Annotated in this window: 17 protein-coding genes and 1 pseudogene; 3 read left to right on the top strand and 15 right to left on the bottom strand. The window is 65.7% G+C overall.

Annotated features, from left to right (window positions below):
* Positions 1-2: 2 nt before the first annotated feature.
* Positions 3-1,394: a UDP-glucose dehydrogenase family protein gene (locus RS82_RS11370; RefSeq protein ID WP_045299462.1), complete on the bottom strand. Its 1,392-nt coding sequence runs from the start codon at positions 1,392-1,394 to the stop codon at positions 3-5.
* A gap of 55 nt (positions 1,395-1,449) precedes the next feature.
* Positions 1,450-2,784 carry an NtaA/DmoA family FMN-dependent monooxygenase gene (locus RS82_RS11375; protein WP_045299464.1) on the bottom strand — a complete coding sequence of 445 codons (1,335 nt, stop codon included), beginning with the start codon at positions 2,782-2,784 and terminating at the stop codon, positions 1,450-1,452.
* Between the two features lie 105 nt (positions 2,785-2,889).
* Between RS82_RS11375 and RS82_RS11380 the strand changes: the two genes are divergently transcribed.
* The 3 genes and pseudogenes from RS82_RS11380 (at position 2,890) to RS82_RS11390 (ending at position 5,622) form a co-directional block, all read left to right on the top strand.
* Positions 2,890-3,516 carry a TetR/AcrR family transcriptional regulator gene (locus RS82_RS11380; protein WP_045299466.1) on the top strand — a complete coding sequence of 209 codons (627 nt, stop codon included), beginning with the start codon at positions 2,890-2,892 and terminating at the stop codon, positions 3,514-3,516.
* A gap of 72 nt (positions 3,517-3,588) precedes the next feature.
* Positions 3,589-4,274, top strand: a pseudogene (locus RS82_RS11385) (nitroreductase).
* Positions 4,275-4,875: 601 nt separating this feature from the next.
* The gene (locus RS82_RS11390) at positions 4,876-5,622 is read left to right on the top strand and encodes an alpha/beta hydrolase family protein (protein ID WP_157005533.1); all 747 of its coding nucleotides are present in this window, start codon (positions 4,876-4,878) and stop codon (positions 5,620-5,622) included.
* A gap of 308 nt (positions 5,623-5,930) precedes the next feature.
* Here RS82_RS11390 and pntB read toward each other — a convergent pair whose 3' ends face one another.
* The 13 genes from pntB to RS82_RS11450 all read right to left on the bottom strand — a co-directional run bounded on the left by pntB (position 5,931) and on the right by RS82_RS11450 (position 21,911).
* On the bottom strand, positions 5,931-7,346 hold the full coding sequence (gene pntB / locus RS82_RS11395) for a Re/Si-specific NAD(P)(+) transhydrogenase subunit beta (RefSeq protein WP_045299468.1): 1,416 nt from the start codon (positions 7,344-7,346) through the stop codon (positions 5,931-5,933).
* Positions 7,343-8,908, bottom strand: coding sequence for a Re/Si-specific NAD(P)(+) transhydrogenase subunit alpha (locus tag RS82_RS11400; RefSeq protein ID WP_045299470.1), 1,566 nt, complete (start codon positions 8,906-8,908; stop codon positions 7,343-7,345). The genes pntB and RS82_RS11400 overlap by 4 nt, the downstream gene beginning before the upstream one ends.
* Before the next feature lie 375 nt (positions 8,909-9,283).
* Entirely contained in the window at positions 9,284-9,667 is a 384-nt protein-coding gene (gene panD, locus RS82_RS11405; protein WP_245619587.1) for an aspartate 1-decarboxylase, read from the bottom strand.
* An 11-nt stretch (positions 9,668-9,678) separates the two neighbouring features.
* Positions 9,679-12,135, bottom strand: a complete 2,457-nt coding sequence (ppsA, locus tag RS82_RS11410) for a phosphoenolpyruvate synthase (protein ID WP_084695592.1) — start codon at positions 12,133-12,135, stop codon at positions 9,679-9,681.
* Between the two features lie 50 nt (positions 12,136-12,185).
* Positions 12,186-13,055, bottom strand: a complete 870-nt coding sequence (locus RS82_RS11415) for a pyruvate, water dikinase regulatory protein (RefSeq protein WP_084695593.1) — start codon at positions 13,053-13,055, stop codon at positions 12,186-12,188.
* A 257-nt stretch (positions 13,056-13,312) separates the two neighbouring features.
* A complete protein-coding gene (locus RS82_RS22050; protein WP_425411885.1) occupies positions 13,313-13,723 on the bottom strand; it encodes a helix-turn-helix domain-containing protein in 411 nt (136 codons plus the stop codon).
* Positions 13,686-14,570, bottom strand: a complete 885-nt coding sequence (locus RS82_RS11420; RefSeq protein ID WP_245619588.1) for an MBL fold metallo-hydrolase — start codon at positions 14,568-14,570, stop codon at positions 13,686-13,688. Before RS82_RS11420 ends, RS82_RS22050 begins: the two co-directional genes overlap by 38 nt.
* Positions 14,563-15,612 (bottom strand): cytochrome b/b6 domain-containing protein, encoded by a 1,050-nt coding sequence (locus tag RS82_RS21830; RefSeq protein WP_245619589.1) that lies wholly within the window; start codon positions 15,610-15,612, stop codon positions 14,563-14,565. Before RS82_RS21830 ends, RS82_RS11420 begins: the two co-directional genes overlap by 8 nt.
* 588 nt (positions 15,613-16,200) lie before the next feature.
* Positions 16,201-17,142, bottom strand: a complete 942-nt coding sequence (locus tag RS82_RS11430; RefSeq protein ID WP_045299477.1) for an electron transfer flavoprotein subunit alpha/FixB family protein — start codon at positions 17,140-17,142, stop codon at positions 16,201-16,203.
* A gap of 10 nt (positions 17,143-17,152) precedes the next feature.
* Positions 17,153-17,929 carry an electron transfer flavoprotein subunit beta/FixA family protein gene (locus tag RS82_RS11435; protein ID WP_045299479.1) on the bottom strand — a complete coding sequence of 259 codons (777 nt, stop codon included), beginning with the start codon at positions 17,927-17,929 and terminating at the stop codon, positions 17,153-17,155.
* Positions 17,930-18,257: 328 nt separating this feature from the next.
* On the bottom strand, positions 18,258-19,991 hold the full coding sequence (locus RS82_RS11440) for an aldehyde dehydrogenase family protein (RefSeq protein ID WP_211255919.1): 1,734 nt from the start codon (positions 19,989-19,991) through the stop codon (positions 18,258-18,260).
* Positions 19,992-20,248: 257 nt separating this feature from the next.
* Entirely contained in the window at positions 20,249-20,728 is a 480-nt protein-coding gene (locus tag RS82_RS11445) for a Zn-ribbon domain-containing OB-fold protein (RefSeq protein ID WP_045299484.1), read from the bottom strand.
* Position 20,729: 1 nt separating this feature from the next.
* Positions 20,730-21,911 carry a thiolase C-terminal domain-containing protein gene (locus RS82_RS11450; protein ID WP_052676794.1) on the bottom strand — a complete coding sequence of 394 codons (1,182 nt, stop codon included), beginning with the start codon at positions 21,909-21,911 and terminating at the stop codon, positions 20,730-20,732.
* Positions 21,912-21,967: the final 56 nt, after the last annotated feature.

Here is a 21,967-nt window from a genome sequence, read left to right on the forward strand (position 1 = left end):
GTTTAGTCCCTCCCATCGGGCGTGCGGGAGACGAGCGTCAGGGGCCGTGATTGTTTCGGGCGTCCAAGCGCGCGAACTTCCCAGCCCGCGGCTCGGTACGTGTCTGCGTCGAGGGCATGGCGCGCGTCGAGGAGTCGCCGGTGGGTGACGAGCGCGCCGAGTGCGGCGGGGTCGGCATCGCGGAATTCTTGCCATTCCGTGAGTAGTGCCACGGCGTCCGCTCGTTCGACGGCCTCTTCCGCGCTGTCGGCGTAGGACAGTTCGGGATACTTCCGTCGCGCGTTGGGCATGGCTTCCGGGTCGTAGACGGCGACCCGGGCTCCCTCGTCGTGCAGCAGTTGCGCGACGTGCAGCGCAGGGGCGTCGCGCACGTCGTCGGAGTTGGGCTTGAATGCGGCGCCGAGGCACGCAATCCGCGCTCCGCGCAGGTCACCGCCGACAAGCTCGCGCAGGACGTCGACGGCGCGGGTGCGACGACGGTCGTTGATGCCGTCGACCTCGCGGAGGAACGCGGTCGCCTGGCCGACGCCGAGCTCGTCGGCGCGATGGGTGAACGCGCGGATGTCTTTCGGGAGGCAGCCGCCGCCGAAGCCCAGACCGGGGTTAAGGAAGCGCCCGCCGATGCGAGAGTCGAGCGAGAGGGCCTGGGCGAGCAGGCTGACGTCGGCGCCGGTCGCTTCGCACACTTCCGCCATCGCGTTGATGAAGGAAATCTTGGTTGCAAGGAAGGAGTTCGCGGCAACCTTAACCAGTTCCGACGTCGCAAGATCACTCACAACGACGGGAGTTCCCTCGGCGATGATCGGTGCGAATGCGGCTTCGAGTTGTGCCTGTGCCCAGTCGGACTCAACCCCGAAAACGAGGCGGTCGGGGTGCAGGGTGTCCTTCACCGCGAACCCTTCGCGCAGGAATTCCGGGTTCCATGCCACCTCAAGGGCCGCGCCGGCAGGTGAGAGGCTGCGCACCGTCTCGGTCAAGCGGGCTGCGGTGCCGGTGGGCACCGTGGACTTGCCGACCAGGAGTGAGCGGCTCGTGATGCGCCGTGCGAGCTCGGAGAAGGCGGAGTCGACGTAGGTCATGTCGGCCGCTGCCGAACCAGACGTCTGCGGGGTTCCCACGCAGATGAAGTGCACGTCACCGAACGCGGCAGCATCGTCGTAGTCAGTCGTGAACCGCAGGCGGCCGCTGCCGAGCGCCTCCTGCAGCTTCTCGGGCAGGCCGGGCTCAAAAAACGGCACCACGCCCGAGTTCAACTGGCGGACCTTTTTTTCGTCGACGTCGAGGCCGAGGACCTCGTAGCCGAGGATGGCCATGCATACGGCGTGGGTCGCGCCGAGGTAGCCGGTGCCGACGACGGTCAATCGCGGGTGCTCGACGACGGGGGGAAGTTCCATGGACACGCTGGTTCTCCTCGAGGTGTCAGTGAAGGTTGTTGGGTAGGCCGCCTCGTCAACGATCTGCAGCGAGCCGCGGGTCGACACCAAGCTGCTCAGGGAGACCGAGGTGGTCGCGCAGGGTTGTGCCGGTGTAGTCATCGGGGCGCAGACCGCGCCGCCGCAGGACGGGTACGACCTGATCGACGAAGGCGTCCATCCCATCGTGCAGGTCGTCGATCGTGACGGTGAAACCATCCGCAGCGCCGGCCTGCACCCATTCCTGGAGTGTGTCGGCGATCTGTTCTGCCGTTCCGACCATGGACGGCGCCATGTCGAGCACCCCATGGCCGAGGATCTCCAGCGGGGTGCGTCCCTGCTGGGCGAGCTCGATGGCGTACGCGGCCTGCGCGACCCCGGGGTGGGGACGCAGCTGCAATGTCTGCGTAGTGGTGAGTCGCTTGTCGCGATCGGCGGGGTCCAAGCGCACCCCGAGGACGGCCGAGAGCTGAGCCAGCCGCCCCTCGATCCCCGCGGCTTCTTCCAGCACCATGCGACGCCGGACGGCCTCTTCAAGGGTGGCCCCAACGGTGAGTGCGAAGAAGGAGAGGAACTTCACTTCGTCGGCGTCCCTACCGGCTTCCACCGTCATCGACCGCATCATTTCCCGGTACGACTTGGACTGCTCCATCGTGGGGGCGTGAGCGATGATGCCGTTGGCGTACCTGGCAGCGGCTTGCACACCGAGCCCACTGGCGAAGGGCATGAAGACCACCGGCTGGCCCTGCGCCGACGGAGGAATCTGCAGTGGACCCCGCGAGGCGACATGACGGCCCTGCAGATTAGCGGGGCGGATGTGCGACGTGTCGGCGAACCGTCCCGTGGTCTTGTCGGGGGTCCCTGCTTCCCGACCCCAACTCCCCCACAACGCCTGAGTGATCTGAACGGATTCGTTGAACCGCTCGTACTTCTCCTCGCGCGCCGGGACAGGGAGCCCGTAGTTCGCGAACGCCTCCGGCTCGTAGCTGGGGATAGCTTGCCAGCCCGCGCGGCCGTGACTCATCACGTCGAGCGCTCGCACCTGACGGGCGATCGTGTACGGCGCGGCAAAAGACGTCGAGATCGTGGTGACCAGACCGATACGGCGGGTGGATGGGGCGATCGCGGCCAGGGTCAGCGTCGGCTCCATCGTCACGATGGGAGGCCCGGATTCCAGGTCCCCCCAAATGAAGACACGGTCCGGCAGGAAGATGTAGTCCAACCCGCCGCGCTCCGCTGCCTGAGCTGCGCGCACCATCGACGTCGTGTCTGTGTAGGCACCAGTATCTGCCGAGGGCATCCGCCACGCACCGGGGTGATTGCCGTGCATCGCTCCGAGCACAGCGCCAAGCACGAACGTATTGCTGCTCATCGGTCATCCTCACGTCACCAGAAAGCGTCATGCGGACACATCCTCCGCTTGTCTTCGACTAAGATAAGGACGCAGTGTCCGTTTGTCAAAGAGGAGTGGAGCGTGATGAGCAATTCAGCTGTCAACAACCGCAAGACCCGGTCGGACAAGGAGCGCAACCGCAGCCACATCCTCGACGTGGCGACAGAGTTCTTCGCCGAGCAAGGCGTCGACGGGCCTATGCATGACATCGCAAAACGCGCGGGCTTCGGGCCAGGCACCCTGTACCGCCACTTCCCGACCCGCGAAGACCTTCTTGCGGCCCTCCTAGAGGCCCGGTGGGATGAACTGTTCGCGCGCCGCGACGTCATCGAGCGCAGCGAACGCGACAGCGCCGCCGCACTGCAAGCCTGGTTGGACGCACTCAGCGATTACGTCACCGTGTTCGACGGACTGCCCGACCCTCTTCGCGTGGCGCTCTCGAAAGACACCTCTCCCCTCGCGATCACGTGCGAGACGCTCGTGGACACGACCGGACAATTCCTGGCAGCGGCCCAGCGCGACGGCAGAGCTCATTCCTGGGTCGGCGCGCGCGAACTCTTTCTGGGAGTGCTCGCCTCCGTATGGGTCGGCGGAGCCGCACTTGCCGACGAGGCATCGACCAGCGCACTACGTCCGTTGCTGCGCGCGGGTTGGGAAAAGCCCTCGGCTCCACATCTAGAGCATGGCAGGCGCACCGACGGCGACGCGTAACCCGGTGCGCCGGTGCTCGAACGCCGGAATCAACAGCGCCTCCGCCCCAACCTCGACACGAAGTAGGCCCTAATGACTGACTTCCCCTCGCTGCTCAGGTCGCGGAACTCGGCCCGACAGTATTTGCCCGAGCAGATCCCTGGGAACGAGATTCGAGAGATCCTCGAAGACGCCCGATCAGCCCCCTCCAACAGCAACACCAGCCCTGGGTGACCCACATCGTCTCCGGGGCATCCCTCGCGGACCCAGCAGATCAGCTCGTCGCCGCGTTCAACGCTGGCCACGACAGCCCCGACTTCACAACCGACTACGGCAACGGCATCCACCAACACCGCGCGCAGCAATTCGCCGCCCTGCACGACGGAAGACAAGGAGTCGACTGCTCCGACCACGACGGCCGGAAGCGAGTCCTCCTCGACAATCTCCGGTTCTACGGAGCACCGCACGCCGCTCTCCTGTTCATGCCCATGATCGGAGACGGCGTCAGAGCAGCCAGCGACATCGGCATGTACGCCCAGAACTTCCTCCTCTCCCTCACAGCCCGCGGCTACAGCGGCATCCCGCAAACCATGATCGGCAGCTACGCCGACACCGTCCGCTCTGCCCTCGGAATCGACCCCGAACTCAGGATGCTCTTCGCCATCTCATTCGGGCTCCCCGACAACGAATCTCCGCTCAGAAGCCTCAACACCCCACGTGTCCCCCTCGAAGACACCGTGGTTCTCCACGGCACAAAGGACGTGGTCGCCAGCGCCTGAATCCGCCGCTGCGCGCGGCTCATGACACTCAGCGACTACGAACATCAAAGCCGAGAATCGGACGACCTTAGTGGCGGCCTTCCCCGACGCGCCGCGCCGCGGGTGCAGCCGAAAACGATCGCCTTCGGCGAGCGAGTCGCTATCGGATACAGAGGTCTGTCGTCTCTCCCTGGCCGGACCACACTGAGTCTCGCCGCCGCGTGCGGGCGTCCGTGACCGTCCACCTTTGCCCCGCGTAGAACATGCGCACCGGCGTTTCGTCGACTAGCCAAAGCGTGACGTCTGCGGCGGTAGCGGTGGGGCTCATGGCATCCGAGAATAGAACATAAGTTCGATATTGGATAGCGTGTCTCCTTCGGGAGGAGGTCGCCGTGCGGACGAACAAGCGTTACGCCGCGGCGGTCGATCACCGGATGGATACGCGCATTCCCGAGCGGATTGCTGCAGAGGCCGGCCCTCTGCGGTCGCTCTCGAAGGATGAGTTGCGGTTCGACGTGGAACCGGTGACGATCGACCCTCGGCCGAAGCCGGCGAAGGCGTGGGTGAGGTCCCGGCGACGTGGGATCGGGAGTTTCCTCCCAACCACGTCTCGTTCAAGTTCATGAACGGTCACGAACCTGTCTTCGGGCACATCTGGGTCGCGCAGGGCGCCGAGCGCAAAGGGACGGTCATCATCCCCCCGCAAACCTGGGGCGGAGACAGCCTGGAAAGCGTGGTGATCCCGCTCCTGCACAGTGGAATCAACGCCATCTCCTTCGTGCCCATCGGGATGTGGGACCGAACCCAGCGCACCTACACGATGTTCGACGCTGTCGACGACGTGCACGCGCTCATCGACTGGGTTCGCTCGAACGACTACGACCCCAACTCGCCTATCGGACAGTTCCGCCGCCGGCTGGACCCCAACCGCATCGCGCTGTTCGGCCTGAGCGGCGGCGGCGGGAACGTCAGCCTCGCCGCATGCGCCGAATCCGACCACGTCCACCACGTCGTCGCCGTACGCCCCCAGAACATGGCGCACAACCTCACGGTGGAGGCGACCCGGGCGTCGTACGAGATGGTCGGCCGCCCGTGGTTCGCCGACGCGGGTATCGCCAAACTCCCCGATGTCGCGGAGCGCCTTTTCGTCAACAACATCGCCGATCGTCTCGCACCGAACCACATCCTCATCGTCAGCGCCCAGTACGAAGTCGAAGAGCATCACCGGCCGTTGGTAGGGTGGCTCCGCGCCGCCGGCGCCGAGCACCTCGATGAGGTGGTCTGGGACACCGGGTCGGGTTTCATCACCAAACGGTACGCGCTCGCGCGCCTGCTGATCGAGTGGTTGCGCGAGCACGCCGCGTTCTAATCCGGATCGTGGGAAGTGGAGTAGTGGTGACGACGGTGAGTGATGTCGAGTGTTACTCTCCCATTAGCGGTGAGCCGGATCCCGAGGATCCCGGAGCAGGGGTTTACGTCCGAGGGACCTGCGTTTCACTCGTCGAGGGAATCCGTCGTCCGCCGGGTCGCCGATCGAGTGGCGTTCGAGCCAGTACCTCGTTGACGCCCAGCTGACCAACGGGCGCCGGCATTCGCGAGCTACATCGCAATGATCGCCACGCTCACGCTGACCCCTACTGCATACTTTAGGGCGATACACAGATGGCATCAGCCAATTCATACCCGTGAGAGCTGGAAGAGGATCTCGTCGACTTTCTCTTTCGCGTCTCCGAAGAGCATCTGGGTGTTGTCGCGGTAGAAGAGCGGATTCTGCACGCCCGCATATCCGGACGCCATGGAGCGTTTGAAGACGATCACGTTGTCGGCCTCCCACACCCGGAGGACCGGCATTCCGGCGATCGGGCTGCCCGGGTCCTCCGCGGCGGCGGGGTTGACGGTGTCGTTGGCGCCGATGACCAGCACGACGTCGACGCCCGACAGGTCGTCGTTGATCTCGTCCATCTCGAGCACGATGTCGTAGGGCACCTTCGCCTCGGCGAGGAGCACGTTCATGTGACCGGGAAGGCGTCCCGCGACGGGGTGGATGCCGAAGCGCACGTCGGTGCCGCGCTCGCGCAGCTTCTGCACGAGGTCCGCGACGCCATGCTGCGCCTGCGCGACGGCCATGCCGTAGCCGGGCGTGACGACGACGGTCGAGGCGCCGGCGAGCATGTCGGCGGCGCTCTCGGCGCCGATCTCGCGATGCTCGCCGTACTCCTCGTCGCTCGCGCGCGGCGCCTCGATGCCGAAGCCGCCGGCGATCACCGACAGGAACGACCGGTTCATCGCCTTGCACATGATGTAGCTCAGATACGCACCCGACGAGCCGACCAGGGCGCCGGTGACGATGAGCAGGTCGTTGTTCAGCAGGAAGCCCGCCGCGGCCGCCGCCCAGCCCGAGTAGCTGTTCAGCATCGACACCACGACGGGCATGTCACCGCCGCCGATCGAGGCGACCAGGTGCCAGCCGAGGGCCAACGCGAGCAGCGTCACCGCAATCAGCAGCCACAGCTCCGGGGTGATCACGTACCAGACCGTGAGCGCGAGGAACGCGACCAGCGCGCCGATGTTCAGAGCGTTCTTGCCGGGCAGCATGAGCGGCTTGGACGAGATCCGTGCCGACAACTTGAGGAACGCGACGATCGACCCGGTGAACGTGACCCCGCCGATGAAGACCCCTATGAACACCTCGGCGTGGTGGATGTCCGCCAGCGCCCCGGTGAGCCCGGTGTCGTACAGCGCTCCGTTCCAGCCGACCAGCACCGCAGCCAGACCCACGAACGAGTGCAGCAGCGCGATGAGCTCCGGCATCCCGGTCATCTGGACGATCCGCGCCCGCCACAGCCCGATCGCGGCGCCGACTAGCACGGCGACGACGAGGAGAGTCAGCCCCAGCGCGCCCGACGGCTGCCCCCACGCGCCCGCCGCCACCAGGACCACCGTGGCCACCAGCGCGATCGCCATGCCGACGATGCCGAACCCGACACCGCGACGGCTGGACTCGTGCTTGCTGAGCCCCGCGAGGCTGAGGATGAACAGCAGCGCCGCGACGATGTAGGCGGCGCCCGCGACCTGACCGGCGACCGCGATCATCGGGTCTCACCCTTCTGGAACATCGCGAGCATGCGCCGCGTCACGGCGAAACCGCCGAAGATGTTGATGGACGCGAGCAGCACGGCCACGGCCGCGAGGATCTGCACCGTCAGGTCGGGCACCGTGATCTGCACCATCGCACCGACCACGATGATGCCCGAGATCGCGTTCGTCACGCTCATCAGCGGCGTGTGCAGCGCGTGCGCGACGTGCCCGATCACGTAGAACCCGACAACGATCGCCAGCGTCAGCACCAGGAAGTGCTGCGGCAAGGGCGGTGGCGCGAACGCGCAGATCGCGAACAGCGCCGCGATGCCCCCGGCGATGAGGCCGGTGCGTGCGGCGGTCGACATCGGCCTCTTCGCGGCAGTGCCGGCCGCAGCGCCTGCGGGTGCAGCATCCGTCCCCTTCGTCGGCGCAGGTGCCGCCGACACCTGCACCGGCGGCGGGGGCCAGGTGACCGCACCGTCCTGCACCACGGTGACCGTGCGCTGCACGACGTCGTCGAAGTCGAGGGTGAGCTCGCCGTCCTTGCCAGGGGTGAGGAGCTTCAGCAGGTTGACGAGGTTCGTGGCGAACAGCTGCGACGCCTGCTGCGGCAGTCGCCCCGGCAGATCCGTGTAGCCGAGGATCGTGACGCCGTTGTCGGTCACGATCCTCTCGCCCGCGACCGAGCCCTCGACGTTGCCGCCCTGACCCGCGGCCATGTCGACGATGACGCTGCCCGGACGCATCGAGGCCACGTCCGCCGCCGTGATCAGGCGGGGGGCCAGGCGCCCAGGGATGAGCGCCGTCGTGATGATGATGTCGACGTCGGCCGCCTGCTCCGAGTAGATCTCGGCCGCGCGCCGGTCGTAGGCCTCGCTCGTCGCCTTCGCGTAGCCATCCGACGAGACCTGCTTCGCCTCCTCGGGGACGACGACCTCGAGGTACTCGCCGCCGATCGATGCCACCTGGTCCGCGACCTCCGGCCGCGGGTCGGTGGCCCGCACGATCGCGCCGAGGCTCGACGCCGCGCCGATCGCCGCAAGGCCCGCGACGCCTGCGCCGGCGACCAGCACCTTCGCCGGCGGCACCTTGCCGGCCGCCGTCACCTGGCCGGTGAAGAAGCGCCCGAACTCGTGCGCCGCCTCGACCACCGCGCGGTAGCCGGCGATGTTGGCCATCGAGCTCAGCACGTCCATCGACTGGGCGCGCGAGATGCGCGGCACCGCGTCCAGTGCGATCGCCGTGATCCCCCTCGTCGCGAGCGCCTCGACCACGTCGGGTCGAAGCGCCGGACTCAGCGTCGCGACGATCGTCGCGCCGTCGGCGAGCCGGTCGATCTCGGCCGGCGTCGGCGCGTTGACCTTGAGCACGATCGGAGACGCCCACGCCGTGGCGCCGTCGACGATGGTCGCGCCCGCCTGCGCGAAGGCCGCGTCCGAGAACGACGAGCCGGCACCTGCTCCGGCTTCGACGACGACGTCGTAGCCCAGCGCGATGAGTTTCGGGACGGTGGTCGGAGTCGCGGCCACCCGGGTCTCTCCGGGCGCCTCGGCGACGATACCAATGCGATTCATGCGTTCCTTTGTATTCTTCAGGATGGGCGCCCATGCGTGACATTCGGAGCTTCGGCAAGCTTAGTCGGTTGACCAACAAATTTTGACTTAAGTACCGGATTCGTTCATCCCCGATCTAGCGCCGGCAGAGCAAGCATCGCGGGTTGCTCGGGGATCGACGCCCCGACCGCAAGGCTCCGGTGGCCGAGTTCCCCCGTCTACGTGCGTCGCTGGGTGCGTCGGTGGTCATCAACCCTTCTGGCCGAGAGCGGTGACAGCGGCGGCGGCTGTACCAAATAGCAGTCGTCGCGCTCCGTCAGATGCCGGAAGCGCGCGCGTGGCGCATTTATGTGGGTCAATAGCGCGACGCGCGCCCGATTGAGTTGTACGGGCCCCTCATCGAGTGCTTTCCGCAGTTCGAAGGATGGACACGGCCTCGTCGACACTCACGATCGCGTTGTCCCGGCTGACGTGAACAACAATCGGCTCGTAGTCGCCCAGCTCCTCGCGGTCATAATCGCCGTAGGACACGACGATGATGGTGTCGCCCAGATGCACCAGCCGTGCCGCGGCCCCATTGACCTGTATGGCGCCGGTTCCAGGGGCGCCTGCCAGCGCGTAGGTGACGAACCTCGCACCATTGTCGATGTCCAGCACGTGCACCTGCTCATGGGCGCAAATGTCGGCCGCCTTCAGAAGCTCCGGATCGATCGTGATGGATCCGACGTAGTTCAAATCGCTGCCCGTGACGGTTGCGCGGTGGATCTTCGATTTCAGCATTGTGCGGCGCATCAGCGGGCCTTCCCCACCCGAGGATCGGCCTCACCCTCATCGCGAACGAATCCGCGGTCGGGTGTAACACTTCCGACCGGGGCCGGCGACCCATCACTCGCGATGCGCAGCCAGGTTTCGACGACGGTGTCGGGGTTGAGCGACATTGATTCGATACCCTCGTCGACAAGCCATTGCGCGAGGTCGGGGTAGTCGCTGGGGCCCTGCCCGCAGATGCCGACATACTTGCCAGCGCGGCGGCACGCCGCGATCGCCATCGACAGCATGCGCAACACCGCGGGATCGCGCTCGTCGAATGCGGCAGCCACCAGGCCCGAATCGCGGTCGAGCCCAAGGGTGAGCTGAGTCATATCGTTGGAGCCGATCGAGAAGCCGTCGAAGTACTGCAGGAATTCATCGGCGAGCATCGCATTGGATGGCAGCTCGCACATCATGATGATCTTCAGGCCATCGTCACCGCGACGGAGTCCGTTTTCCTCGAGCAATTCGATGACTCGCTGCGCCTCGCCCAGGGTTCTGACGAACGGGACCATGATCTGAACGTTGGTCAGCCCCATTTCGCGCACCAGTCGGAGCGCTTCGCATTCCATGTCGAAGCATGCTCGGAATTCCTCCGAGATATACCGCGATGCACCCCGGTAGCCGAGCATCGGGTTCTCCTCGTGCGGCTCGTACTCCTCGCCACCGATGAGATTGGCATACTCGTTGGATTTGAAGTCCGACAGCCGCACAATGACCGGCTCCGGCGCGAACGCCGCGGCGATCATGGAAACTCCTTCCGCAACCCTCTTCACAAAGTAATCCCGCGGGGATTCGTAAGCAGCGATGCGCTCGGCGATCTCGTTCTGCAGCGGGCCCATCCGGCCGTCGTGATCCAGCAGAGCGCGGGGATGGATGCCGATCTGGCGATTGATGACGAACTCCAAGCGCGCCAGCCCCACGCCACTGTTAGGGAGCTTGGAGAAGGCGAAAGCCTGGTCTGGGGTTCCGACGTTGAGCATGATTTTGGCGGGAATGGGTGGCATCCGATCCGTATGAGTGACTACCTCGTCGAAAGCGAGGATCCCGTCGTACACAAGGCCGTTGTCCCCCTCGGCGCAGGAGACCGTGACCTCCTGCCCGTCGCGGAGGAGAACGCTCGCGTTCCTCGTGCCGACGACAGCTGGGATACCGAGCTCGCGGGCGATGATCGCCGCATGGCAGGTTCGTCCACCCCGATTTGTGACGATCGCGGACGCAAGCTTCATGATTGGTTCCCAATCGGGATCAGTCATGTCAGCGACCAGTACGTCTCCCGACTGAAACGCCTCCATCTGGGAGAGCGAGGTCAGCACTCTCACCGGACCCGCGCCGATCTTCTGGCCGATGGCGCGACCGACCGTGATGGCCGTGCCAGGTTCCTTGAGCACGAATCGGCGAGTGACGTTGCCCTCGGCGCGCGACACGACGGTCTCCGGGCGCGCCTGCAGGATATACAGCTGTCCATCCATGCCGTCCTTGCCCCACTCGATATCCATCGGCCGACCGTAGTGGTCCTCGATGACCAACGCCTGTCGGCCGAGCTCCTCGACCTCCGCATCGGTGATGCTGAACTGGATCCGCTCCGCGAGCGGCACGTCCGTGAACACCGTGCTGGCGCCGGTGTGGGTGCTCTCGGCGTAGACCATCTTGACGGCCTTCTCCCCCACCGATCGTTTGAGAATCGCGGGCCGTCCAGTGCGAAGTCCAGGCTTATACGCGTAGAACTCATCCGGGTTGACCGCGCCCTGCACTACCGCCTCGCCGAGCCCGTAGGAGCTGGTGATGAACACCGCCCGGTCAAATCCGGACTCCGTATCGACTGTAAACAGAACCCCCGAGGCCCCAACGTCCGACCGCACCATCCGCTGCACCCCCGCCGAGAGAGCGATGTCGTAGTGATCAAAACCGTGATGTACCCGGTAGGCAATCGCGCGGTCGTTGTAGAGCGAAGCGAATACGCTGCGGATCGCGGCGAGTATGTTCTCGATGCCGCTGATATTCAGGAACGTTTCCTGCTGACCCGCAAAAGAAGCGTCGGGCAAGTCCTCCGCCGTGGCACTAGACCTCACGGCCCACGACACCGTCTCCGGTTGAGGATCCCGCGCCATGAGCGACATATATGCGGCACGGATGTCGGACTCGAGCTGCGCCGGAAACGGCTGCTGCTCGATCCACTCGCGAACGTTGGCACCTACCCGTGCCAACTCCGTGACGTCGGTCACATCCAGAGCCTCCAGCGTGGCGCGGATACGGGCATCGAGCCCTTCGGTGGTGAGGAAGTTCCGATACGCGTCTGCCGTGGTCGCAAAGCCACCCGGAACGCGCACGCCGGCATCCGAGAGATTGGAGACCATCTCGCCAAGTGACGCGTTCTTGCCGCCGACCTTCGCGATGTCGGCCATGCCGACCTCTTGGAACCAAAGAACATTCGTCATGAGCTATTCCGATCTGTGAGCGGTGTGCAAGAGAGGTGACCGTGGAAAGATCACGTTCGAAGTCGCATCGACTGCATGATGACCGCGGACATCTCCTCGACAGATTTCGTTGAGGAGTTCAGGAACGGCACCCGGTTTCGCCGATAGAGGTCCTCGGAACGGCGAAGCTCCAGGGTGCACTGAGCCAGTGATGAGTAGGTGGAGTTGGGGCGTCGCTCGTGCCGCACCTGACTCAGTCGCAGCGGCGTCGTCGTCAAACCGAAGCACCTGGCTGCGTGGCTCGCGACTACCTGGGGAAGTCCATCGCCGGGGAAATCGTCATCTGTCAGCGGGTAGTTCGCGACCAGCAGCCCGTACTGAAGCGCCAGGTACATCGTCGCCGGCGTCTTCCCGCAACGTGACGGCGCGATGATGATTACATCGGCGCTGTCCAATGAACGCACGCTTTGACCGTCGTCGTGCTCGATCGCGTACTCCACTGCGCGCATGCGGGCGAAGTACCGCTCGATGTCGCCCACTCCGTGATACTGGCCCAGCTGTTCGGAAGCCGTGGTGCCGAGGGCGACCTCCAGCTCGCGGAGGTGACCGCGCAGTAGGTCGACGACGAATGCGCCGGACACCTCCAGCTCGCGCAGAATCTCGGATGACTTCACAGTCGCGAAGACGATAGGGGCATGACGGCTGCGCGATGCTGCCCGCATGTCGCCAACCAATTCTCGAGCTGCCCGAGTGGTGTCGATGAACGGGATTGTGTGACGCTCGAAGGTCCACCCCGGGAAGTTCGCCAGCAATGCGCTGCCCAGCGTCTCAGCAGTGATGCCCGTGCTGTCGGATACGAAATACGCCAACCGCGCTGCACCCGTCGTATGACGGGCTTCGCGCCCTTGCTCGGGCGCGGTCCTCGAATTGGAGGTTTCCATGAGCCGCTACTTCCGTCCGCTGTCAGACCCGAATTGAACGATTCCCTATCGGGGCCGGTTCTTATGAGAAGACGTCCGGCCAAAACTGGCCGTTCTTGACATTGGGTCAAGTCTCAGAACCGCTTCTCGGGATGGTGGTGCTCAGGAGTCGCCCAGCGAAGCTCCCCGGCGGAGCCTCAGCCGCGACACCGTGTTGGGCGATCGAGAGGCCGTGAGCCCGAGCACTTGTGCGCTGCGGGGGCCAGGGTGCGAAGGCTTCACGAGGTTCGCTGTCCTGTCGTGAGACGAGATGATGCATCCTCAAGCAGACTCGTTGCGCTAAGGCGCCACGCCAAGTCGTGGAAGCGGCTACTTTCGTCGAGTAGCCGTTGAGCGGCTTCCGCAAGCTCGCGAGCTTCTGCGGTGCATCGGATTCCTCTTCCGTCTGGCTGGAACAGGGTGATCCCGAGTCTTCCTTGAAGCGCCGTCATCTGACGGGAGACCGCGGCAGCGCTGTATCCGCAGCGACGGGATGCCGCGATGATGGAACCCTCTCGGACCACCGCAACGAATGTCCGGAGGATCTCAAGCCTGAACATCATCTGCCTCCTAATTTGACCATTGGGCTGAAGTTGATCGCGTCGGTGGATGTCAACGCCCGGGGCCTTCGCGGCGTGCGAAGCCTTCATCGAAACGATGCACGGCCGACGAGGCGGAGGTCCCGCGCTCAGGCTCTGAAGTCTCCGCTGCGAGAAAGGCGAGCTGGGTCGCAGCGCTGGCCTCCGCGGCCCACTTCGTCTCTTCATCGACATGCGCGTACACGCGGGAAGCGACGTTAGAGGCGGTCACAAGGTCTCCCGCATCGCGCAGTTCCTTCGCGACACGCTCCACATCCCGCAGCCTGCCGAGGCGGTGGTTGAGGTACAGCTCCGACACCGCCCTGAGGTTGTCGAGCCGAGGGCCGTGCCCTGGTATCACGACGGCGTCACCGTAGTCGGCCAACCGATGCAGAGACGAGAGGTAGTCACGCAACGCCGAAGCACCTTCGGAGATGACCGGGGTGCCACGACCAAGAATCGTGTCTCCCGTGATCATCGATCCGGTTTTCCGAGGTACATCAATCGGACGGTCGTCGGGAAGGTAGAAGCACAACGAGTCAGCCGTGTGCCCGGCGGTCTCGATCACGTTCAGGCGCACCCCCCCTGCGACGATCTCCTCGCCATCGACCAGCGGCCCCGCTCGCAGGCATAGGCGCTCGTCGGCGGCTCGAATCGGCGCCGACGACATCGCCGCCAGGCGGTGCGCCGATTGGGTGTGATCACCATGGTGATGGGTGAGCAGAATGAGCTCCACACGCCCAAGTCGGGTCAGCCGTTCGAGATGAAGAACATCCAACGGTCCCGGATCGATGACGAGCACACCGTGGTGGTCGGGATTGCGCACGACCAGCGTGTTGGTGCCTTCGAGCGTCATCGGGCCCGGATTGCGCGCCAAAACTCGGTTGACCTGCATCGTCCACGGATCGGCGTCAGCCACGGGACACCGAGCCGAAAATGCGGGCGATCGGCGCAAGAACAAGCGGTCGTGCTGCAACCCACGCCGCGATCATGATCATCACCGACACGAAGAAGATCCAGAATCCGACCCAGTTGTCGGCATATGCTGTCGGGTCCTCGGATCCCTGTCCTGCATACATGTGGTTAAGGTTGCGCAAGGCGCCCGTGGCAAACACGAGTGTGACATGGAAGACGATGAAGCTGACGAAGTAGATCATCACCGGGAAATGCAGCGCCCGCGCCCACTCGACACGGTAGGTGTCGTTCAGTCGCCGCGCGTTCCTCGGCCACACTCCGCTCATCCGCACCCCCGTCGCCGCTGCCAGTGGGGCTGCAACGAACACGGTGACGAAGTACGCGAGCTGCTGCAGGCTGTTGTAGTTGACCCATCCGTTCTCGGTAGGCCAATCCAACGAGACATATTGCAAGGCTGCGCTGAGAGCATTCGGGAACACCTCCCAAGACGTCGGCACGATCCGCATCCACTGCCCAGTGATGAAGAGCAGAACCACAAAGATGGCGCCGTTAACGAGCCACAGAATGTCGAGCGACTGGTGGAACCAGAGGTTGATGCTGATCCGGCGCGATCTGTTCCATCGCGGTGACCACATCGCCGGGGGCTTCGTCTGACGGCGCACCTGCAAGCCGCTCCTGATAATCAGCACGATGAGGAAAGCATTGAAGAAGTGCTGCCATCCCAGCCACGCCGGGAACCCGACCGGCGCGCCCGTGGGAAGGTGATACTCGCCGGGGTATGCGGCGAGGAACTCCGCGCCCCATGACGTGGACAGGATCCAACGCACCAGGAGGACCGCCATACCTCCGGCGAAAAGCAACCCGCCTGCGCCCACAATCGAGATACCGACCCACTGAAAAGCCGTGTACGGACCGATTCGTTTCGCCTCGTACGATGGTGTTTGAGTTTCGGTCGACCCACCTGCAGTACGGATGCCCGCCCGAGCCCGTGCTGCGGCTCCCGGCCACACTGTCTGCATGTAAGGAAGCGGCTGGTCGGCGGGCACGCCCGTCGCCGTCCGCGTTGCCACCGCCGGGCTCGCCGCCGACGTCTGGGCGCACGGACGTCGGGACGGGACCGCGCACGCCAGGAAGGTGGGCAGCTCGGGTGACGAGGGTACGAGTGGTAGGGGCGGCCATGCGTCACCACCGGCGACCCGCGGAAGCCCGCGACGCAGGTGATGAGCGCCGGCCACTGGTTCACGTGCGCCCGGGGCCTCCTCTGTAGGCCCGGCGGTCGCTGGCTGCGCGGGCAACCGGTGATCGATGCCGCCGTCGAGCGGCGCCGCCGACAGCGGTGGCCAGGGGTCGCCCCCAGCCATGCGCGGCAGGCCGCGCCTAACGGCTTCTGGCGGGACAGGCGCCGGCTGAGAAGAAGCCGCTGCGGTCGCAGACGGGACAACCGAAACCCGAGTTGGGGATTCCGCACCCGTGGAACCCGATCCCGTCAAAGGAGCGGAACTCGGATGTTCGAACGTCGTGCGTTTTCCGGCGGCCGACGCGACCATGGGAACCGCGTCCACTGGCGGCCACGGCTCGCCGCCGCTCACGCGCGGCAGACCCCGGCGCACGGACGACACCGACGAACTCATCAGTCACGCCTTCTTCGCCTCGAGTGCCGCGATCAACTGCGGCACGACCGTGAAGATGTCTCCCACCACTCCGAAGTCGGCGATCTCGAAAATCGGCGCATCGGCGTCCTTATTGATGGCTACGATCGTCTTGGCGGTCTGCATCCCGGCCTTATGCTGAATCGCGCCGGATATGCCGAGGGCGACGTATAGCTGCGGCGACACTGACACGCCTGTTTGACCCACCTGGTAACTCTGAGGCACGTAACCGGCGTCCACCGCGGCGCGCGACGCACCCACGGCGGCACCGAGTGCGTCTGCTAGCTCCTCGACGAGGGCGAACTTCTCGCCTGAGCCGAGACCCCGGCCGCCCGAGACGACCTTGGACGCGCCCCGCAACTCCGGCCGTGTCGAGGACGCGACCGCCGCTTCAACCTCGCCAAACGTAGCGGCCGCACGGCGCGACGGCTCAACGGCGAGCGCCTCGACGACCGGCGTGGCCACCGCTTCTGCGCGCACATCGACAGCACCCTGGCGCACCGTGATCACCGGAGCGCCGAACGTCGCGGCCGCTTGAACCAGATACGAGCCACCGTACACGGAGTGGTGAGCCACGATGCCCTCGTCGTCGCGCGAGATCGCGACGACGTCGACCGCCAGGGCGGAGCGCGTCCGGGTGGCGAAGCGCGCAGCGAACTCTCGGCCCTCGACCGAGTGCGACACGATGACCGCGTCGGGCTGGATCTTGTCCACGGCTGCGACGAGCGCATCCACCGCGTCGCCGGCCGCCGTCAGCACGGTTGCGGCACCCAACTCGCCCGCGCGTTGCGCGGCCGAGTCTGCGCCGACGACAAGCGCAACGGGCGTACCAACACCCGCGGCGGCACCGAGCAGCCCCGCGGCGGAGGTTGCGAGTTCACCCGACGGCGTTGCGTCGAGCAGGACGAGAATCTGTTGAGCGGTCATGAACGTCTCCTCACGCCAGCCGGTTGTCGGCGAGGAAATCTGCGAGCCGTTGACCCGCGTCGCCTTCGTCGAAGATCTTCACGCCCGCGTCGCGCGGCGGTTTCTCGTGCAGCCCGATCATGATCGATCGTGCGGCTGCGGGGTCAAGAGCATCAATGCCGAGGTCTGACAGGGCGAGCGTTTCGAAGGGCTTCTTCTTCGCGGCCATGATGCCCTTGAAGTTGGGGAAGCGCGCCTCGGGCAGCGCTTCGGTGATCGAGACCACAGCCGGAAGGGGCGCGGATATCTCGACCGTCCCGGTATCCGTTGACCGCACGCCCCGCACGCCGTCGGCCCCGATCTCGAGCGAGATCAGGTTCAGCGCTGCGGGTGCGTCGAGCAATTCGGCGACCATCGCGCCGATGACGCCGCCGGATCCGTCTGTCGACTGGTTCCCGCTGATGATGAGATCGAACCCGATATGCCGTGCCGCCGCGGCCAGCACCTCGGCGGTGAGGCATAGATCGGCTCCCCGCAATGCCGGGTCGGCGATCTGGACGGCCGACCCTGCGCCCATCGCGAGACCCTTGCGAATGCTCGCCTGCGCCTCTGCGGGGGCCATGGACAACAGCACCACCTCTGCGTTGGAGTTGCGCTCGGCGTAGGACAGCGCCGCCTCGAGGGCTCGCTCCCCTACCTCGTCCAACACGCGGTCATTGGCATCCCGGTCGGCCAGGCCAGTCTCCAGGCTCAACTTTCGATCGCCGTAGGTGTCTGGGACCTCTTTGACGAGAACGACGATCTTCATGCTGCCCCTGACTCGAACGGCGGACGACGACGGACGCCGATGCGCGGGCCCGGCCGCGCGGAAATCTATGCTCAGATCCCGAACGTCGGGTCGGCGGCGACGCCGACAGAATTATTTGTTGGCTAACAATATAACACTACGGTGTCGAGGACAATCGCTATATCGGCGGCGTGCGCGCGAAGAGTGGGACGACGATGGGGTAGGCACGAGTATTTCGGGGTAGAAGAGCACTAGACGTCGGCGGCTCAGGCATCCCCACCACACTCCGCGCCGTAGGCCGGCTGGTCCAGTCCGCGCGCAATGAGAAACGGATGACGCCTGGGCGGGATCAGCTCATGTGGGCCACGTTGATCTGCTTGATCTCCGTGAACTCCAACACCCCTTCCAGGCCTCCCTCGCGTCCCATCCCCGACATCTTCATGCCGCCGTAGGGGGCGAGCGCGCTGGGACCGAATGTGTTCACGGAGACTACTCCGCTGGTCAGCCGCGGGGCGACGGCGATGGCCTTGTCGGTATCCGGGGTGTAGATGCCGTTGTTTAGGCCGAACTCGGTGCTGTTGGCGATGGCGATGGCGTCGTCCAGGTCGTCGTAGGGCTGCACGGTGATCACGGGGCCGAACACCTCTTCGCACGTGATCTGCATCTCCGGGTTCGTGTCGGTGATGAGGGTGGGCTGGTACCAGTAGCCGCGGTCGAAGGCGCTGCCCTTGGGCTTGGCCCCGCCAGTGAGCACCGTGGCGCCATCTTCGCGCGCCCGGGCAACGAAGGCCTCCACGCGATCGAGCTGCGCCTGCGTCGCGAGGGGTCCCACCGTCGTGGCGGAGTCGGCCGGGTCACCCACGACCAGCGCGCGGAAAGCCTCGGTGAGGGCGGGAATCCACTCGTCCTTCCTCGATGCGGGGACGAGGATGCGACTCTGCGTCGTGCAGACTTGTCCGGCTTGCAGCACGGATCCGAACGCGATCAAGGGCGCGAACTGGGCGGGGTCGGCGTCCTCCAGCGCGATCGCGGCGCTCTTCCCGCCGAGTTCGAGCATCACACGGGTCATCCGCTGTGCCGCCGCGATCATGACCTGCTGGCCCGCCCTGGTGCTGCCCGTGAAGGTGATGGCACGAATGCCGGGGTGCGACACCAGCTGCTCGCCCACCTCGCGACCGCCGGGAAGAAACGAGACGACACCCGCGGGCACCCCTACCTCCTCGATCACTTCGGCGAGCAGGAACAGCGCGAGCGGAGCGACCGGGTCGACCTTGACGACGATCGGGCACCCGGCGAGCAATGCTGACGCGATCTTGACGGCGGCGAGATTCAGCGGCGAGTTCCACGGCACGATCGCCGCGACCGGGCCCACCGGCTCGCGGCTCAGATACACCGCCTCACCGAGCGTCTCACGAAGGGTGGGACCGAGGTCGATCTGCTCCGCAAAGACGGCCGTGGCCCGGAAGACATTCGCGCCCATCGCGGTGATCGCGCCGGCGAACGAGGCGAGTCCGCCCTGATCGAGGACGTAGGTGCGGTCGAAATCGGCGGCGCGGCGTTCGATACCTTGGGCGATCGCCTCGAGCAGCTTCACACGCTCGGCGAGGTCTACCGCCCGCCACGAACCGCTCTCGTGCACCTCCACGGCGGCATCCACCGCCCGATCCACGTCTCTTCTTGTCGCAAGCGGAATCCGACCGACGACCTCTTCGTTACTGGGATTCAGTACCTGCAGCCACTCACGGCCGGGATCCTCCGCCCACTCCCCCGCGACGTAGAGGCCGGAATGGGACGAAATCGAGCTGAGACCGCTCATAGAGACTCCGATGTCTAGGTTTCCGATTCTGACGACATCATAATCGGCCAACCAACAACCCCAGAACTTCTTGATACGGCTCCGAGATGGCGTCTCTGTCAGATTCCGCAAGACGACCTGTCGTCCGTCGGATGCCGTAACCCAGCGCCTCCGCGCGATATAGGGCGAGCAGGAGCTGCAGGCGGCCCGCCGGGCACCGCAGCGACCCATCCGTCGGCGATCGGCGTCGTCGTCTCGTCTTCTCGTTCGGTCGGTCAGTGCCGTCAAGCCGGCCGGACGGCCGCTCCTCGACCATCGAGCGGATGTCGCTCACGGACGAAGAGCGCTGTCGCCTCGCCAACATCGGTTCGACAGCTGAGCGCGGACTTACCACGACTGTCCGCGCGTCCGGCACCGCGGCTTCCGCAGCGGCCACCGTCCGCTCCACGAGCGTGCTGTCGACCATAACGATGCTCGCCTCGGCCATGCCGCCCCGCGGGACGAGCGCCCGCCCGCGAGAACAACCACGGCGATGCTGGGCTCCTTCAGAGCACGCACTCGTGTGCGAATCCGTAGATCGTCGCGTTGTCCTCCGCGTCCAGAAGGACGGCGGTCACGGGCGTCCCCGGCGCGAGAGCGTCACCGCACGTGCAGAGGATGCGCCCGGGTAGGCGAATACCGGCATCCATGTCGACCGCACCGGTGACGTACGGGGTCATACCTCGCCACGGCTGCATCAGGCTTACGCCGCTCGCGGGCAGCTTCGACACCGCCTCGTGCGCCCGGACGGCGACAGCCACCGTGCCCTCGGGTGCAATCGGCTCCCAGTCGTACTCGCCGCTCAGGCATTCGTGGCAGTGCGGCGAGAGCGGGAAGCGGAGCACCCCGCACCTGCGGCATCGCTGCAGGGAGAGCTGTCCGTCCCGCAGCGACTCCCAAAAGCCGGCCGTGTCGGGATGCACTTGCGGTGCCGGTCCGGCCGGTGCGTCCACGTGCAGGAGCACTCTCGGGTACGTATCGCTCACCTCACGCGCTCCTGTCGTTCGTCATTAGCAGGGCATCGCCCCACGGCGTGCCCCAGTGCAGCGTCCGCGCGCCGGGGATCTGACGCGCCCCGGCCTCACCGCGCAGCTGCCGGACCATCTCCAGCATGTGCCCAAAGCCGTACAGGTGGCCCTCGGCGAGGCTGCCACCCGAGGTGTTCATCGGCAGCGGCGAATTCAGGCCGATCCCATTCTCACTGCAGTAGGCGGCGGCTTCGCCAGCGGCGACATAGCCCCACCGCTCGAGCGCCATCCAGACCTGCGCCGAGAACGGGTCGTACGTGTAGAACCCGTCGACGTCGTCGCGACTGCGGCCCGCCATATCGAACACACGGAAGCTCGACGGCGCGACGTAGTCGTAGGAGTCGCTGATGCCCGAACCCATCCCCGGGCGGGAAAAGAAGTTGTAGTTGTCACGCCCCGACGCGATGCCCTGCATACCGGCGATGTTCACCACGGGTCGGCCGAGATCGGCGGCCCGCTCCGGGGTAGTGACGATGAGACACGTCGAGCCGTCCACCATCTCGCAGATGTCCGCCGCACGCAGCCGCCCGATCAGCTCGGGCTGAGAGAAGTAGTCCGTGATGCTCAACGGCGTGCCGTGAAGCAACGCGAGGGGGTTGTCCTGCGCGAAGGCGCGCTGCGTGATCGGGATGACCGACAGGTCCTCCGACGTGGCACCATAACGGTCCATGTACTGCTGCAGCGCCAGCGCGGCACCGGCAGCGGCACCGCTGGAACCGTGCAGTGTCCAGTTGGCGTACGGGCCGCCCCCGTCGCGCAGTGACTCGTCCACTCCCCCGAGCGGGTTCCTCATCGGCGCCAGGTGGCGCGCGTATCCGAGTCCGGCTACATGGGAGTTAATCACGACGACGGTGGTGGCAAGACCCATGGTAACCGCCATGGCGGCTTGCTGCAGCGTGGAGGCCGCCCAGCGGCCGTGCGTCCACAGCTGCGCGACCCAGTCGATCTCGAGCCCGGCCGCCACGGTGAACTCGTCGTAGTCCACCCCGCGGGGCGCACCCCACGCCGTCACCATGCCGTCGATCGCCGACTTGTCTAGACCGGCGTCGTCCAATGCGGCGGTGAAGGACTCGAACTGCAGCCGGAGCGGACTGCGACCGGGATCTTTACCGATCGTCTCGCTCGTGCCAGTTCCAACCACACAAGCCCGAAGATTCAACCCGGCTCCCTTGCTCGTTGCGCCAATCTAGCTACCGC

This window comes from Microbacterium trichothecenolyticum (assembly GCF_000956465.1).
GTDB lineage: Bacteria > Actinomycetota > Actinomycetes > Actinomycetales > Microbacteriaceae > Microbacterium > Microbacterium trichothecenolyticum.